This is a genomic window from Vibrio sp. 11-4(1) (assembly GCF_013048625.1).
Lineage (GTDB): Bacteria > Pseudomonadota > Gammaproteobacteria > Enterobacterales > Vibrionaceae > Vibrio > Vibrio diabolicus.
Genome location: NZ_VHSY01000002.1, coordinates 483974 through 501209, shown reverse-complemented (window position 1 = coordinate 501209; position 17236 = coordinate 483974). Strand labels below are relative to the sequence as shown.

The following is a 17236-nucleotide window of genomic DNA, read 5'->3' as shown; positions in this document are numbered from 1 at the left end:
CGGTTATTTTGACAAGTAACATTGATTTAGCGTCGGCGATTGAACTGCGTTGGCATAGGCTGATGACCTTAAAAATATAGTGATTTGGACATAGATTAAGCGTCCAATCGCATAAAGCCAAGTCAGACATTGTTGACTCCCCAATTTTCGCTTATTCTCTCATTATCAGATTTGCCTGCAAGAACTACCGAGAGCTATTGTACTGAAATGACAGATCAAATTTTGACCTTGAAAGAGGTTGCTGCTTACCTGAAGCTTGCTGAGAAAACAGCATATAGACTTGCAAGTGAAGGCAAGCTTCCAGGATTTAAAGTTGGTGGTTCATGGAGATTCAAAAGAGATGATCTCGATAAATGGATTGAAGAGCAAAAGGAAGGTTAATACTTTTTCCTAAGCCAATATAAAGAGTTTTTAATGTGGGCATATTTTGAAAGATGCAAGCCGTATATTTCAAATTTCTGCGTAGTTAAAAACTATCAAACAGCTTCAAGATCACGTTATCAGAATGCATAGCAAAGTTTGAATATTGAAGACTAAGATTAGCTAGTGTTAGAAGCTGGCCAATGAACACAGATACCGAGAAGACAATGATAACTACTCAAGATTCGAACCAACAAGACGTACTCGCCATCGAAGACGGCATGATGCTGGATTACTTAACGAATAATCCAATCAAAGAAACGCCTAAAGAATTAGTTCGTCAAAAAACCTTACGGGCCTTGTTCCACGAATACGGCATCAGTGCTGAAGATATGGAGCTTGATGTGCCGATAAAGGTAGGTAGTAAGCGCAAAAAAATTGATATCGCCATCTTTGAGCACGGTGCTGAGCATTTACCTAAAAATATTCGCCGTATTGTTATCTGTGATAAAGAGCCGAAAAAAGGCAAAAAATCCACAGTAAAAATGCGTGATCACGACCAAGCTCATAAAGATCTTCAGTTGATGGAAGACATGATGCGCGAACAGGTTGGTGATAAATATCTTCTAGAAAATTGCCAGTGGGGGTTGTGGACCAACGGCATCGAATTTTTCTTTGTGGAAAAAGAAGAATCTCGCTTCGATACCAAATTCAACGCAGTTGGCGATTGGCCATTAGCAGATGAAACTTTGGGCAGCCGAGATGTTGCGTCCAACGCACAGCTTAGAACCGCTGACCGTGAGATGCTACTCACTGCGTTCCGTCGCTGTCACAACTTTATTCATGGTAACGAAGGGATGCCTAAAGATGCGGCATTCTGGCAGTTCTTATATCTCATCTTCTCAAAAATGTACGATGAGCGTATCGGCAATCGAGATCGCGAGTTTTGGGCATCACCGACTGAGCAGTTCGACGACGAAGGTCGCAAGAAGATCAGAGCGCGTATTAACCCTCTATTTGAAAAGGTTAAAAAAGCCTATCCAGAAATCTTTGCAGGTAATGAAGAAATTACTTTGTCAGACCGTGCTTTGGCATTCATGGTGTCTGAACTGGCTAAGTACGATTTTACTCGCACAGAGATGGATGCTAAAGGAGCCGCCTATCAAGAAGTGGTTGGTGATAACCTACGTGGTGATCGAGGTCAGTACTTCACACCTCGTGGCGCGATCAAACTGATTGTTGAAATGATGGCACCGCAACCAGATGAAAAAGTGTTGGACCCATCATGCGGCACGGGTGGTTTCCTCGAACAAACTTTAAGCTTTATTAACAAGCAATTAAGAGAAAAAGAAGCCATTAGTTTAGCCGCTGAAACCACAGAAGAATTCATTTCTATTCAGCAACAAATTAAAGAGTTTGCCGAAAATAATTTGTTTGGCTGTGACTTTGACCCCTTCTTGTGTCGTGCCTCGCAAATGAATGTAGTGATGGCAAGTAATGCCATGGCTAACATCTACCACATGAACTCATTGGAATACCCTCACGGACATTTAAAAGGTGTAGATCCTGCCAAGAAAATGATTCCTGTTGGTGATTCCAGTGGTAAAGACGGTAGTGTTGATGTGATCTTGACCAACCCACCGTTTGGTTCCGACATCCCCGTTACCGACAAGCAGATTCTAGAGCAATACGACCTTGCCTATGTTTGGGAGCGCACGGAAAACGGCGGCTTTAGAAAAACAGAGCGTCGTAAAGATGCTGTATCTCCTGAAATTTTGTTTATTGAGCGTTGCGTGCAGTGGCTTAAGCAAGGCGGCCGTATGGGTATCGTATTACCAGACGGTATTTTGGGTAATCCAGGTGACGAATACATTCGCTGGTGGCTGATGCAAGAGTGCTGGGTGCTTGGTTGCGTCGACTTACCGGTAGAGTCATTTATTGTTGAAGCTAACGTAAACATCTTAACTAGCCTGCTGTTCTTGAAAAAGAAAACCGATACTGAAAAAGATGCTATTGCCATCGGTGGTGAACCAGAATACCCAGTATTTATGGCGGTAGCAGAGAAGGTAGGCTTCGACCGTCGTGGTAATACGCTGTACGAACGTCACCCAGACGGTGAAGAAAAAGTCATTGAAGAAGAAGTCGAAGAGCGTATTCGTATCAACGGCCAGAATGTGGTGCGCAAGCTTAAGCGTCGCAGCAAAATTTTAGATGATGATCTGCCAAAAATTGCCAAAGCCTGGAAAGAATTTCGCGCTAACAACCCGGAGCCATCGGTATGATCTCAAGAATAGAGGCCTACAAATACCGCTGCTTTAACACCTTGGATCTCGCACTTGAGCAGCAGCACGTATTTGCAGGCTCTAATGGTTCAGGTAAAACAACGCTACTTGATATCCCAGCTTTATTTGGTGATTTACTGAATGTGTCGGATATAAACGATGCGTTCTTTAAACCTACCAATGGTAGAGAGCGAGCACGCGCAGAAGCAGCCAAAGAAGTCGTTCATCAGCTACGAGGCGAGTACTTTATTTTGGCACTGGAAGTACGCTTACCGCCTTCAATTATTGAAGAGTTGTTAAGGGACGCTAGCGATGCTTGGCTGAAAAAATTCCAGAAGATTGAATTAAGACCCGATACCGCGCGATACGAAATATCGTTCAGAATTAACCAGGATAAATTTCAAGTTACAGAAGAGCACTTAATCCTCTTTCCTGACAATAAATTGCGTCCAGAGCATGGCGTTGGGCTTGTTGGTGTAAACGACTTCAAGCGTAGTGCACCTTGGTTTAAGGTGTTATCACGCAGTTTAGGTACCAAGGTTAAGTACCAGGCAGAGTATCAGGCTGGTAAATCATCAATCCTTGAATTTGGCTTAAGAGATAACCAATTGGCTTTAGCCGCTCTACCTGCTGACCATGATTTATACCCCGCAGCGCTATGGCTACAAGAGTTTCTTATCCAAGGCTCACATTGTTACGAACCACAGTGGCCTGCAATGCGTTTGGCGGCTTCGCCAAGAGATAAAAATACTTTTAAAGCAGATGGTAGCAGTTTGCCTTGGCAAGTAGATGCCTTGCAGCAGCGCGATCCCGAAGGCTTAAACGAATGGCTAGAGTTGGTGAAAATGGCGCTGCCCTCTATTGCCAAAATTGAAGCCAAGCAGCGTATTGATGATAGCTTTTGTTACTTAGAAGTGACCTATAGCAACGGCATGGCTGTGCCTTCGAGCGGCTTGTCGCACGGTACTCTGCATATCTTAGCGTTGACTATTATTCCGTATTTGCAAAACGCACCCAAGATTATCACCTTAGAAGAGCCTGAAAACGGTATTCACCCTAAGGCAATCGATGCGGTGTTAGAAGCGTTAAAACTCACCTCTGATACCCAATTGTGGCTATCAACGCACTCGCCTGTGGTGCTCGCCAATACCGATATAGAGCAAATCATCACCTTGCGCTTTAACCAAGACGGCGCAACAGGAGTATTAAAAGGTCATGAACACCCCCGCCTAAAAACATGGAAGGGAGAAGTGGATTTAGGAACCCTATTTGCGGCCGGAGTGTTGGAATAACTATGAGAGATATTGTTTTTTTAGTGGCCGACGGTGAAATGCAAGCGACCGTAGAAGGCTTTTTTGAAAATCCGGCGTTTGATGCACGATTACAATGCGCCAGATTTGAATTCGATACCAAGCAAGATTTAATCAAACACCCAAGAAAAGATCCGGGTGTTTATCAGGATGGGCACAACCTGCTTAAAAGCTTCGTTGAAACTCATAAGCACGCGGTTGTTATGGTCGACTTTGCGTTTAATGACAATTTGCAAACAATGGATTACCAGCGGTTCTGTGACACCATTACAACCAATATGCGTGCTGCCGGTTGGCCAGATGATCGCTTTTTTGTCATGGCGATTAATCCTGAGTTGGAAGTACTGATGTGGCAAGCTGATACTAGCCGCATCGAGCATATTTTTGATTACCCAAGAGGTAGAGGTGCAGGCACCTTAAGAGCTTGGCTGCAAGAAAGAAATCTTTGGGATGTTGATGCTCTCAAACCAGCCGATCCAAAAGCCGCGATTGATGCTGTAAGAGGCCAAAACTGGGGGCGAAGAAAGACCCACTCTCAGCTATTTAAGCGCATTGCGAAAGAGGTGTCTTTTCGTGGTTGTGAAGATGAATCGTTTAATGGCTTATTGGAACAGATTCAGGTTTGGTATCCGAGGGTTTATGCATGAAAATTAGTACACTAAAGAGTTCATGGCTCTATGAGCATGGTCATCGATTAGACTCAAGTCCATATATGACTGGTGCTATTGAATCCAAAGATATGTTGAAATCATGTGGCTTAAAGATGTCGCTAGTTAAAGACATAACTTCATCTATTTATAAAGGTAAAATGTTAAAAAGAACTTTTGTCCGCGATAGAAGGTTTGGAACAAAGTTTTTAACAACGACTGGGATGCAGAGGTTGGATAGTAAGCATGTGCCATTATTAGCAAATTCAATAGCAGAAATGGATAAAGGCTGCTTTGTGAAGCCTGGTATGACTCTTATTAGTGCTGCTGGCACCATTGGTAACTTGGCTTATGTTAGAAAAGACATGGAGGGAGACTTTGCATGCGGCGATATATTAAAAATCACTGCCAAAGATATCCCACCTGGTTATTTGTATGCATTTTTTAATTCGAGATTTGGTGTCCCACTGGTATTACAAGGTACTTATGGATCAATAGTACAACATTTGGACGGAAAGCAACTTGGTAATATTTCAGTCCCAAGATTAAATGAAAAAGTTGAAATAGAAATACATGAAGATGTAGAAAAAGCAGCAAATTCTCGTGCTGAAGCTAATGAATTAATTTCACAAGCAATAAGTATTTATGAAGCCGAAGTTGGAACCGTTAATGGGGAAAAGGTAACAAGCTTTTCAACTGGAATTGTTAACTCTAAAGCGTTAGTTAGACTGGATGCTCAATATTACGCTGAGTCAGCTAAAAGAGCCGAAATTATAAGTCAACAGTTTGAAAGTCGTAAGCTTTCTGAAGTTAGTGAAGTTTTTACACCTGGGATTTTTAAAAGACCTTATGTTGAGGGAGCCAAGTACGGCTATCCATATTACTCTGGGACTGAAGTCTTCTTAACCACTCCTACTCCTAGAGGTTATCTAAATAAAAAAGCTCCTAATATTGAGAATTATGTTGTACGGAAAAATTGGCTGCTTATCCAAGATGCGGGGCAATTAGGTGGATTGATTGGTCAAGTTATGAGGGTTTCAGATGTCTTGGATAGAAGCGTGGTTTCAAACCATCTAATGCGTATTAATCCCAACTCTAAGGAAATTGGAGCATATCTTTTCGCTGTATTGTCAAGTGAGACTGGTTATACATCTATAGTCAGGAATGCTTTTGGTTCCTCTATACCTCAATTAGATCCAAAACACATTGGGCAAATCTTAATACCTTGGTTACCAGTTGCTTTATTCAATAAAATTGTTGATTTGGTCAGCACTGCTTGGGATTTACAGGATATTGCAAGGAGTTCAGAAGAGATTGCTATAAATAAAATCGAATCGATAATTTCTAAAAAAGCAAATAATTGAATAATGGAGTATTTATGGCACAGGTAGTTCCAATAGGTAATGCAGTTAACGACGAAGAGCGCAAAGCCATCGCTTGGTTAAAAGAAAAATTACCCGACGATTACTTTATTATTCATAGCTTTGAAGTTGAGCAGTACGACCAGCTGTTTGAAGTGGATATCTGTGTTGTCGCGCCCCATGCCATTTACTTAGTGGATGCCAAAGGCATCCACGGCCAAGTAGAGGTAGATGGCACCACTTGGCATACCTCCCACACCAGTTATCGCTCACCGTTACCGAAGTTACGCGGCAATGCTAAGTCGCTGTCGGGCCTCATCTGTAAGCAAAACCGCACAAGTAGGGCTTTAAAAAATATCTATGTGGATACTGCGGTGGTGCTAACCATAGATCATTGCGAGTTTAAAGACCCAGAAGACCGAGAAAGAGGTCACGTAGTAGCACTAAAAAACAGTACTCGCTTTTTCACCGATAGCACCCGTATCCCTGAGCGCTTTGAACGCAATGTTACTAAGTACATTCAGATCATTGCAGAAGCCTTAGGAAAGTCGGCAAAAAAACGCAACCATGGTGAACGCTTTGGCAACTGGGAAGTCGCTGAAACCTTAGCGGACAACCAGTACTTTACGGAATACCGTGTATTTAATATTACCGCAGGCGCCAAAGGTGGCACTGTACTAGCCAAAGCCTATAAAGCAGATCCTTACCTGCCTGAAGAAGAACGCAGCAAACAAAAACGACTGATTGAAAACGCTTATCGTGCGATTGCAAAAATGCCCTCGCACTCTGCCATTATTGGTGTGAAAGACTTTTTTGTTACTGAAGCGCAAGATAAATACTTGTTACTAACCGACGATATTCCTGGCGAAATCCTTAGTAAAAAGTTTAAAGACTCTAGATCACTGCTCACACTGGATCAGAAAAAGCGCATCGTTAATGACCTGTTGTTGGCTTTAGCTCACTTGTGCCGTAATAGTGTGGTTCATCGCAATATTACCCCTGAACATATTTTAATGGGGGCCGACGGCCAGCCAAGGCTGATTGATTTTGACTACGCTCGCATAGGTCCAGAAAATACCACCACGATTGCCGACGAAGTTCAGCAGCGGATCTCTAACCGTTATAAAGCGCCAGAGCTATGGGCTGATAGCCATGCCGCTAGCTGCGTCTCGGATATCTATAGTTTAGGATTGGTTATTTATGAGCTGTTTAGTGGTGATGCGGCTTTTGAGTCGGTCACCCAGGCTATTGAGAAATCGTGTCTACTCAGTACAAAGTTGAGTGAACAACATAAACAGCTACCTGCAGAATTGGATAGTTGGCTACAAACCTTGTGCCATAAAGAGGCGCAGCAGCGGCCTAGTCCGGAAGAGGCATTAGAGCAATTTAATGCTTTGTGGCAACCCAAGTCAGTAGAAATTACTGAGTCTAATAAACCCGCTCAACTCAGCGTTAAAACGCCAAATACGCTTGAGTCGTCAGTCAATTACAAGCGTTTACCGAGTGGCTACCAGCTAACTAATAAATACGTTGTGCAGCAACCGCTAGGTAAACCTGGTGGTTTTGGTATTGTGTATAAGGTAACGGATACCTTTGGTGATGTTTCGCGTGCGGTTAAGCTGATTCTAAATGACAGAGAATCGGTATTAGAGCGCTTAAAGCAGGAATACCGCACCTTGGTTAAACTGCCAGAACACCCTTATGTGGTAAAAGTGTTCGATGCTGACGTACTACCTAATCAAGGCCCGCCCTATATTGTGTTTGAATACCTAGAAGGGTTAGATGTCAGTGAGCTAATTCAGCAGCGCTCATTAACGGCATATGAAGTGTGGACCATGGCCAAGCAAGTGGCAGAAGGCTTGCAGCATTTACATGACCACCATATTTTCCACTGTGACATTAAGCCGCAAAATCTTATGTGGAAAGATGGCCAAGTTCGTATCATCGATTTTAACGTATCGGTAGATGCAGAAGATCTCACCTTAGGGGGCGGTTCACGAAAGTATTTACCACCAGATTTAAGTGTTACCGAAACACCGCAAGCCTCTGATTTGGTTGACCGGGACTTATACGCCTTAGGCATTACCTTGTATCGCGCGATGACCGGCGAATACCCGTGGGCCAACGTGCAGTGTCCACCTATGGATGAGTTAGCACGTCACCCCAGTGAGTTCACCCAGAGCTTTAATTTAACCGATGACGTTTCGGCGGTACTGCTAAAACTGATCGCCCCTAAACGGGTTGATCGTTTTGAATCAGCCGAGCAGTTACTAAAAGCTCTGAATAAAGTTCAACAACTGAAAAAAGCGCAAACTTTACCGGAAGAAAGTACGTCGCAATTTCATTTACCGCCCCTCGCTGATGGCTCTAATCCAAGTAAATCCGCGTTTCATGATTTTATGCTGACGCTGTATAGCCAAAGTCGGCACTCAAATTCGGGCACCCGTGGCTTAGATGATTACGCAAAGTTAATTTATGTAGAAACCTCGTTGGATACTGAGCTTGCGCCGGCAATTCTGGCTGGGCAACTGCGCTTAGTGTTAATTACTGGTAATGCCGGTGATGGTAAAACTGCTTTTTTACAGCAATTGGAATCTCAAGTTGCGGCGCAAGGTACGCGCGTTCACTTAAACCCACAAGGTAATGGCAGTTGGTTTGAAATTAACGGCCACAAATACGTGACTAACTACGATGGTAGCCAAGACGAAGGCAGTAAAGATAATGATGCGGTTCTCGACGAATTCTTTAGCGTTTATCAAGGTGACGATTCGAATACATGGCCGCACCATGAGACCCGATTAATTGCCATTAACGAAGGTCGGCTAGTCGACTTTTTAAGCCAGCATTCAGAAAGCTTTTCTGCCCTGAAAGCGATAGTTGAACAAAGTTTAAAAGATGGCTCAGTGCAAAATGACGTGGCGGTGGTAAACCTGAATATGCGTGATGTTCTGGCATCGACGCAAAGTCAACCTGAGTCCATTTTTGAGCGCATCATCGGCAAAATGACGTCGGCCAAAGTTTGGCAAGGGTGTGATTATTGCGCGCTAAAAGACAAATGCTACGTTAAACACAATATTGCCACCTTTCAGGACGCACAGACTGGCCCTAAAGTCATCGAGCGCTTGAAGTATATTTACAAACTGACCAGTTTACGAAATCAATTACACATCACTATGCGTGATTTACGTTCGGCACTGAGTTATACGCTAGTTGGTGAACACTCCTGTAACGAAATTAAAGAAATGTACGCCAATGGCGAAGCCGACAAAATTCTTCATGGTTATTACTTCAACGCTTGGTGCGGGAACGACAACACCCAAGATAGATTGTTAAAGCTGCTAAGAGAAACCGACATTGCGCAGGGTTCTGACGTGCGTTTAGATCGCGGCCTGGACTTTTTAGGCTTAGATGCAGTTGATTGGTTGCAGTTTGAGCAGCGTAGTGAGCACGAAAACCAACTTCTGGCCAATGCTCATCAAAGCTTACCTAATGGTACCGCCTTAAGTGAGAGTAAGGTACGCTATCTATCTCATCGCAATGTGGTGGGGATGTTACGCAGAAAGGCCTACTTTGAGCGGCGTGGAGAAAACTGGCAGACATTACTGCCTTATCGTTCAGCGAAGTTATTAGTACGCTACCTAGAAGACAGTGCGTCACTTGATGAAGCGAAAACGCTCGCCATTAATGCCATTAATCGTGGTGAAGGTCTGTATAACCCAATGTTCTTTAACGGTCAATTGGCGATGCAAGTTCGTAAGGTGCATTTAGGCACTATTAGAAGTTACCGCTTATTCCCGTCGGATGTGTTTTCCATTGAAGTGAAAGACTCAGCGATGAACTCGTCATTTGTGGAACATAGCCCGCAGTCACTGTTGCTTAAATACCGAGATGCAACTGGTCTTACCGCAGAGTTGGAATTGGATTTGGATTTGTTTGAAATGCTGCATCGTCTTAACCAGGGCTATGTGCCTTCGGCGCAGGCGGAGCAAAGTTTTTATTTAAGTTTGACTGTTTTCAAGAACGTACTTGCTTCAGCGCCGTATCAAGAGGTTTTGCTAACCACCAACGGCCAACAGTATGAAAAAATCACGCGCGACGAAGGTGGTGTTTTGCAGTTAGAGCGATTGGTAGCGGAGGCGCAGTCATGAAATTGGCGAAAAAAGATAAGGCTTTTCGCACTAATAAGGTGAGTTATCTCGATTACAAAATTGTTGAAATGGATAGGGTATTAACTCATCTTTTTGCACGGCTAAAGCACAATGGCGCTTCCAGTAGACTGAGTGCGAAAGGCATGACGGTTGAGATGTTTAAAGACGAGTTTCTGGAATCACGTAATGGCAAGCATTTTAAAAATTTTTCTCAAGCCCCAATAACTATTGAAAAGTGGATTGAAACCCATTTAGTTGACTTAATCAATCGGGGGAAGGCTAACGAAGCGGTTGCCGCTCCTAGGCCGCTTCACGGCAATACTTATTTGTTTCGAAATCCTAAAAACTGTCGGGATTATGGTGCTTCTAAACAAGTGTATGAGTTGCTATACCATGCCAACAATGGTCAGACCGCGATTAATCGACTTAAACAGTTTTTCTTTGCGGGCGTAGACTCTACGACAGGCCATTATGATAGCTCGTCGCAAGTAGATGTTGAAACTCAGGCAATTTTAAGGCTATCAGATCAAGTGACATCGGATGCGCCTGATCATGCTGATTTACAAGAGCGTTTTGCGCCGCTTAACCAACAGGCTGCGGATATTTTGGCTGAAGATATCATCAAGTTACTGACATATCGGCAGTATATTCCTAGATCAGTGATGGTTGAGTACATAAAGATATTATTAGCCTTTCACTTGGCGTTATATCAATTAAAGCTGTTCAAGTTGCTACCGGCTTTAGCTAAAAGTAAAGGCCGTAATCTTCAAGAGAGCAATAAGCAAAAGACAGCCATTTATGTGGATATGACAAATGGTGTTAATAGCTTAAGTGAATCGATGGCTGAGCAAAGTGCGACGTTACATTACAAGCGTATCCCTGCTTTTATTAAAGCGTATTTTGGCGCTAAAAAACTCGATGAGTTTGCAGAATACCTATCGAAAAAAGGTAAGTTATCTGGCTCTAAGTCGATAAAACAAATGACAGTGCCTGATTTGTTTACTCTGCTGGAGTCACCTTTAGAGCTAGAGCGTGATCAATTTTTTGGTCAGCGTAATGCTGGGATTTTAGATACGTCTGTGTCTTCTGCTCATGAATCAGAAGACATTCCACCGGAAATTCATGCCATTACTCAACTTGGCTTGCCTGAATATGAGACCTACATTGAAATTCTATTGTTTGTACAAGGTAATGCGATCCGTTCTGGGTTAGTCAAAAACCTAGATAGTCTTATGCTCAAGAATAAGCCAGGGGCATTGCTAGAACAACAAAGTGGTAGCAATGGTGGCCGTCGGTTTAGTGTAGATGGGCGACTGTTAGAGGTGCTGTTACAGCTGGCGGTGCTCACCAAAGGCGGTGATTTGGGCTTTCACACTAAGGAGTTAAGAGTCGATGAGCTGTTAACTTTCTTAAAAGAACGATATGGCATTTTTATTGATTCATTACCCGACACAGATGCTTTCTGTGAGTCATCAATTGATGTGAATAAAGCGCTTAGAGACAACTTATCTGGTTTTAAGCGCCGGTTACGGGAGATTGGTTTTTATCGAGATCTCTCCGATGCTTATGTAACACAAACAGTTACCCCAAGATACCAGATAAATATTAAACAAAATGAGAGTATAGAAGGACATAGCGCATGATTAAGGGAATTCAAACCGTTGTTAAGTCAGATATTGACGGCAGCTTAATCAGTGTCCTTGTACCTAAGTTTAAGATGTTGCTAGAAACGCGCGGTGCGGGCCACTGCATGAAGGTGTCTGATTTAGAAACTGAGCTTATGTATCAGCTGAGTGAAGTGTTATCCGGTGCTGTTGAGTATGCCCAGGTTGCCGTCTTGGCAATGAAAGCGACGCGTAATTTTTCAGTTACCAGCACCAAGCTTGTTGAGCTACGAAATCCAGATGAGCATGGCCAGCTTCGCCAACCATTACTGATTTTTATACCAAATGAATTAAAAACGTCTTCTGAAGATTCTTTTGGTGCAGCGACCTTTGAACAAGTTGATATTTCAGATGCTTATTGGCTGGCGTTTAATCACGTTAAGGCTGAATCTCCGGATCCTATTAAGCGATTACTAGATGAAATTTACTTCATTCTTCAAGAAAAGGCAGCGCTTAAACTCACTGCATATCAATGGCTAAGGTACGCACTAACAATTAAAGTTAATGGCTTTGATCCAAGTATTGCTGGTGCTGCTCTATATGAACTGGGCCTGATTCCTGATCTTGAGTTGCATAAAGATCATTCCATGTTGGTACGCAAATTAGTTAAAAATCGCGAGTGCGTACAAATTATAAACCGCTCTGAGAAATCAGCGATTGCGACCGTTTATGACCTGCAGCTAGAAGGTGAAGATTTTAATAAGAGATTAGCGCTTTTTTTAAATGATCAGGAAAATCTACTCGATAGCAGTTGGCGCAAGCAACTAGTGGTGGATAGCAGCAACTGGGCACTCACTTTTGATAAATGGCGCTTTCAGTATGAGGAAGATGCCACTGATGCGGTTTGTTTAACGGTGACTGAGGTTGGCTTGCCGCTTATTTCTGATGATGAAACAGACCCAAACTTACAACAGCTGATTGGCCAACAAGTATTAACTACCGGCCAAGGTGGTTTGAAAAAGTTTTCTGTGACTTTCTCTGTTTCACCAAAACCTAGTGAAGTTAATGGCTTAGCGAAATATAAAGCTCAGGTGTTTACTCAACAAGGTGATTTTGTTGGGTTAATTAAGGTAGGTAAAGCTACTTCAAAATCTACAGTCACAATCACGTTTAACAAGCTGACTGGCATCGAATGGGAAGAAGGTTGGCATTACGTTCGAATTCAAGCATTTGATGAAAATGATGAACTATTACCGTTGGTTGATGACAGGCAGTGTCCAATACCGTGGGGGACGTCCAGCGCCGAAGAAGCTGGCTCACGAATTAATGAAAGCGATCTGTTTTATGTATTGCCAGCGGCAGATGCTGAGGTTGAGCCGATTGAAGGGCGAAAAGTCAGAGAGGCTTCATTGGCGCATGCAAAGATTAAAGTTGAATTTACCAACGTTATCGAAACTGAGAAATTTAGCAATGCCGAAGTAATGGAAACGACTTGGCAGGATAGTAAGAGTAAGGCTGAGTCGATTATCAATGTGAAATTCAAGAAAGGAAGTGGTATTCAAATTCCCGTTACCACTTACTTAAAAAACTTTGAGCAAAAAATTCTAGCAAACCCAATGGCGGCTTTAACTTGGCGTGTTGAAATTCGCAATCAAGAAGCAAGTGAGTCTGGTGCCGATGCTGTAGATTGGCCAATAAAGGGTGTAGAAAGCCAGTTTGAAAAATTTAAAGCGGCGCGTGAAACGTATTTTCAAATTATACATCAAGATGAGAAAGAGCTGGTTTCTGTCGCTCATGATCATGTGTCTTCATCACATGAAGCCTACCTGTATTCCAGCAGCTATCTAGAGTACCTAGCAGCGGTATTTCAGGAAACTGAAAATGGACATGACTATTCGACTGAATTAGCCGCGTTACTTCGCTTGGATTCACTTTCAATCGTGATATGGAATTATGACGGCAGCTATAAAAAGGCCATGTTACTGGGGCCTACACATCCACTAAGGGCTTTATGGCTAGGTGGATGGGCTTCTCTTGCGGAAGCCTGGGCAAGACAGAGTGAGAAGGTTGGTAAGGAAATCGCGGTAGGGACTAAAAACAGTTTATTAGAAGAGCTCGCGTTAACCAATTTTCCTTACGTACTGCCAGACTCTCAGGGCCAGTTGATGGTCGCACTTGATAGTATTCATCCATTTTGGAGTATTCTGTCGTCTGCACAAGAAAAAGAGCCACAAGCACTTATTGATAAAATTAAAACTGCATTTGGTATTAAAAATGATTACCAGCAAGTTGGTAAGCAAAGTAGTGCCTTTCTCGCCACAAAAGTCGAAAGATATCTGATACAACATCCCTATGTGAACTGTTTATCGATCAATGTGTTTAACGCGGGGTCTGCAGGAGCCGTAGCGGGTATGTTGTTGGCTTTGAAAAAGAAACCGGAGCTAAAGCATATTAGTTTTGATATTCGACTATTTGCTGCTGATCCCTATGCGACAGAAGTAGGTGCTGAGTTATTTAAATTAATCAACAGTGGTGATGACACAGAGGCTGAAAACCAGCTATTTCATATGGCAGAGAATCATTTGCTGCCAAGGCTGAGTATTTCGCTCAGAGCTAACTCTGAATTTGAACAGTCTCCTGATGAGTTTCAGTCTCATTTAAGCATGTTATTTGATGTCTTCCCTGCACAAGAGTTATCCGTGGAAAAACCTAAGGCAGACGAACAAGTTGCGCCAATACATGGGTTATATCAGGATTATTGTATTGATTACTTTGATGAGAATGGGATTGTTGCGTGGGATCGTCACACGCGGCATGGAGCTGCGAAAATGCTATTCGGCGGCCAGATATCAGAGACTGTCGCCAAACTGCCTAAAATAATGTCGGCAATAACAGCATCACTCGCGACGGGGGACTTTTCTCTAGAGCAGGTGCCGGTAGTGAGGTTGGCACTTGATAGCGCTGAAAGAGCGTTGTTAAATCAATTACACGAAGTCAGTGATTGGGTATTCACTGTAGATAGAAACCTGGGCATTGAATTTTTTGATCACGGTGGTAAAGATGGTCGTCCAGATTATCTGATTGATCACAGCCCTGAAATGGTTTCTTCAAATACGCACAACTTTGTTATTACTTCACGTTCTACTACAGAAATAGAAGCCTTATTGAGAGGGACGTTAGAACAGCATCAAATTGTTCCTGATGTAGATAAGGCGACGCGGGTTTTAGATTCGCTCAGAGCGTTGTCAGGTCGATTAGCGCTAAAACTAGCCTCAAATAGTTCTTCAAAGTCGGAAGCCTTAGGGTTGGCTCTATCCAAACTTTATCTTGAGTACCAAGGAGTGTTTAAGGACCAGATAATAGTTCCTTTAGATGCTCATCTTGAGCTCTATTCTGAACTACAAAAGGCTGATGGTGAACTAGGTGCAGACGTTAGCTTTAAAAGAACAGATTTGGCATTGTTCGATTTAGATGCTTCATCACGCATAATTCGTTGTAATTTAGTCGAAGTTAAGTGTTATTCAGAAGTCGGCGATCTGACGAAGTACGAAAGCTTAAAAAAGAGAATCGCTGAGCAAATTTCAGAATCTGAACGGGTTATTCAGCGTCATTTTGATTTGACGCGTACAACACCGGATAGACCTGATCGCTTGGTTAAAACACAAAAGCTTTGTGTCCTTCTTGAACATTACCTTAAACGATCTGAGCGTTTTGGTTTATTGAGTTCTGAGATTGTCGAGGAAGCAAAATTTTTGCTTCGAACTTTGGAGCAAGGGTACAAGCTTTCAATTACCCGAAGTGCTGTTATTTTCGATTTTGGTCAGAATAGCTCCGGCGTTGAAAAAGAAGTCGGTATCGAGTTTCATCGTGTTGGGCGAAACCATATTGACGAATTGCTCTCCGCTAAAGTGCCTGAGGATAATGAACAAAGTGAAGGAACGTTGGATTCACTTGAACTAACGCTGCCTAAGTTAACTTCGGCCGAATTCTTACATAAAGAGCGAGATAGAACCGTATCTTGGGCTGAGTTGGTATCTCAGACCGCTATTGAATTACCTCAGAGATCTAATCGTTGTGCAGATAAAGAATCTGAAAAAAATAGATCAACGCTTGAATATGATAATTCATCATTAGCATCAATTAATGAAAACTCAGTTAATGAAGAAACTCTTGCACCTAATCAAAATATTGATAATGGACATGCTGAAGAGCAAGAGCAAGAGCAAGAGCAAGAGCAAGAGCAAGAGCAAGAGCAAGAGCAAATAGAGCAGCCGAAGATATCAGCTCGCTCAAAGGTTGAAATCGTTCCACATGATATTGTGTTGGGTGTAAATGGTGAGTCAGCTCAGTTTGGCCTACTTGGAGAAGTTCATGGTCGAAAAGTCGCTTTAGATTTAAACCATACTCACACGTTAAGTCTATTTGGTGTTCAAGGTGGGGGCAAAAGCTATACTTTGGGTTCAGTTGTTGAAATGGCAACTAAATCAATCCCATCGATCAATACGCTACATAAAGAATTGGCGAGTGTTATATTCCATTACAGTGCTACTCAGGATTACAAACCAGAGTTTACGTCGATGATCGCCCCAAATGATGATAAATCACAATTGGCTAAGCTAAAGGCAGTTTATGGAGCAGAGCCAGCATCGTTGGATGATGTAGTGCTACTTGCACCGGAAGACAAATTAGATGAAAGGCGCATCGAGTACCCAGGTATTGAAGTTCATCCACTGAAGTTTTGTTCATCAGAACTAACTGCGGGACATTGGAAATTTCTAATGGGGGCTATCGGAAACCAAGCAGCGTATATTCGCCAGTTGGGCAATATTATGCGGAAAAATCGAAATAACCTGTCTATTAAGGCAATTAGAGATGGAATACAAAACTCTAGTCTCTCTGACTCTCTTAAAGACCTAGCAGATATGCGTTTGGATTTTGCCGAACAGTACATTGATGACCAATTAAATGTTGGTTCACTGATTCGCCCTGGCAGAATGATCGTTGTTGACGTACGTGATGAGTTCATTGAAAAAGATGAGGCATTGGGTTTATTTGTGGTACTTCTGCAAATATTCTCAGAAGCTAAGTACCAAGGGCAATCGTTTAACAAACTTATTGTTTTTGATGAGTGTCATAAGTACATCGATAGTCCTGATCTAGTAAAAGGTCTTGTAGAAACCGTGCGTGAAATGCGCCATAAAGGTACCAGTGTGATGATTGCTAGCCAAGATCCTCCGTCTGTACCTGTGGAGCTTATTCAGCTCTCGTCTCAGATAATACTTCATAAATTTAATGCTCCTGATTGGCTAAAACACATTCAAAAAGCATGTATTGGGTTGAAGTCATTAACGCCTGAAAAACTGGGTGCCTTGAATCCAGGTGAAGCTTATGTGTGGTCAAGTAAAGCAAGCGATAATGTGTTCATTGCAGACGCACTGAAGATTAACTGTAGACCTAGGGTGACTAAACATGGGGGAGATACGCTTACTGCAGTATAATTTAACGTGACTCACGTCACGAAATT

General features: G+C 42.7%; 8 protein-coding genes. All 8 read left to right on the top strand.

Features of this window, described 5'->3' with window-relative positions; genetic code table 11:
* Nucleotides 1–207 precede the first annotated feature (207 nt).
* The 8 genes from FKN16_RS05655 (at nt 208) to FKN16_RS05620 (ending at nt 17210) form a co-directional block, all read left to right on the top strand.
* Entirely contained in the window at nt 208–381 is a 174-nt protein-coding gene (locus tag FKN16_RS05655; RefSeq protein ID WP_025441604.1) for a helix-turn-helix domain-containing protein, read from the top strand.
* Between the two features lie 182 nt (nt 382–563).
* Nucleotides 564–2642, top strand: coding sequence for an N-6 DNA methylase (locus FKN16_RS05650; RefSeq protein WP_249370507.1), 2079 nt, complete (start codon nt 564–566; stop codon nt 2640–2642).
* Nucleotides 2639–3934, top strand: a complete 1296-nt coding sequence (locus tag FKN16_RS05645) for an ATP-binding protein (RefSeq protein WP_170902228.1) — start codon at nt 2639–2641, stop codon at nt 3932–3934. The genes FKN16_RS05650 and FKN16_RS05645 overlap by 4 nt, the downstream gene beginning before the upstream one ends.
* A gap of 2 nt (nt 3935–3936) precedes the next feature.
* Entirely contained in the window at nt 3937–4599 is a 663-nt protein-coding gene (locus FKN16_RS05640) for a hypothetical protein (RefSeq protein ID WP_170902226.1), read from the top strand.
* Nucleotides 4596–5963, top strand: coding sequence for a hypothetical protein (locus FKN16_RS05635; protein WP_170902224.1), 1368 nt, complete (start codon nt 4596–4598; stop codon nt 5961–5963). Before FKN16_RS05640 ends, FKN16_RS05635 begins: the two co-directional genes overlap by 4 nt.
* A 14-nt stretch (nt 5964–5977) precedes the next feature.
* Nucleotides 5978–10108 (top strand): protein kinase, encoded by a 4131-nt coding sequence (locus FKN16_RS05630; protein ID WP_170902222.1) that lies wholly within the window; start codon nt 5978–5980, stop codon nt 10106–10108.
* A complete protein-coding gene (locus tag FKN16_RS05625) occupies nt 10105–11751 on the top strand; it encodes a hypothetical protein (protein ID WP_170902220.1) in 1647 nt (548 codons plus the stop codon). Before FKN16_RS05630 ends, FKN16_RS05625 begins: the two co-directional genes overlap by 4 nt.
* Nucleotides 11748–17210 carry an ATP-binding protein gene (locus FKN16_RS05620; RefSeq protein ID WP_170902218.1) on the top strand — a complete coding sequence of 1821 codons (5463 nt, stop codon included), beginning with the start codon at nt 11748–11750 and terminating at the stop codon, nt 17208–17210. The genes FKN16_RS05625 and FKN16_RS05620 overlap by 4 nt, the downstream gene beginning before the upstream one ends.
* Nucleotides 17211–17236: the final 26 nt, after the last annotated feature.

Excerpts from the sequence above, each read along its gene's own strand:
- FKN16_RS05655 (WP_025441604.1), top strand. The coding sequence starts at position 208 with ATGACAGATCAAATTTTGACCTTGAAAGAGGTTGCTGCTTACCTGAAG.
- FKN16_RS05650 (WP_249370507.1), top strand. The coding sequence starts at position 564 with ATGAACACAGATACCGAGAAGACAATGATAACTACTCAAGATTCGAAC.
- FKN16_RS05645 (WP_170902228.1), top strand. The coding sequence starts at position 2,639 with ATGATCTCAAGAATAGAGGCCTACAAATACCGCTGCTTTAACACCTTG.
- FKN16_RS05640 (WP_170902226.1), top strand. The coding sequence starts at position 3,937 with ATGAGAGATATTGTTTTTTTAGTGGCCGACGGTGAAATGCAAGCGACC.
- FKN16_RS05635 (WP_170902224.1), top strand. The coding sequence starts at position 4,596 with ATGAAAATTAGTACACTAAAGAGTTCATGGCTCTATGAGCATGGTCAT.
- FKN16_RS05630 (WP_170902222.1), top strand. The coding sequence starts at position 5,978 with ATGGCACAGGTAGTTCCAATAGGTAATGCAGTTAACGACGAAGAGCGC.
- FKN16_RS05625 (WP_170902220.1), top strand. The coding sequence starts at position 10,105 with ATGAAATTGGCGAAAAAAGATAAGGCTTTTCGCACTAATAAGGTGAGT.
- FKN16_RS05620 (WP_170902218.1), top strand. The coding sequence starts at position 11,748 with ATGATTAAGGGAATTCAAACCGTTGTTAAGTCAGATATTGACGGCAGC.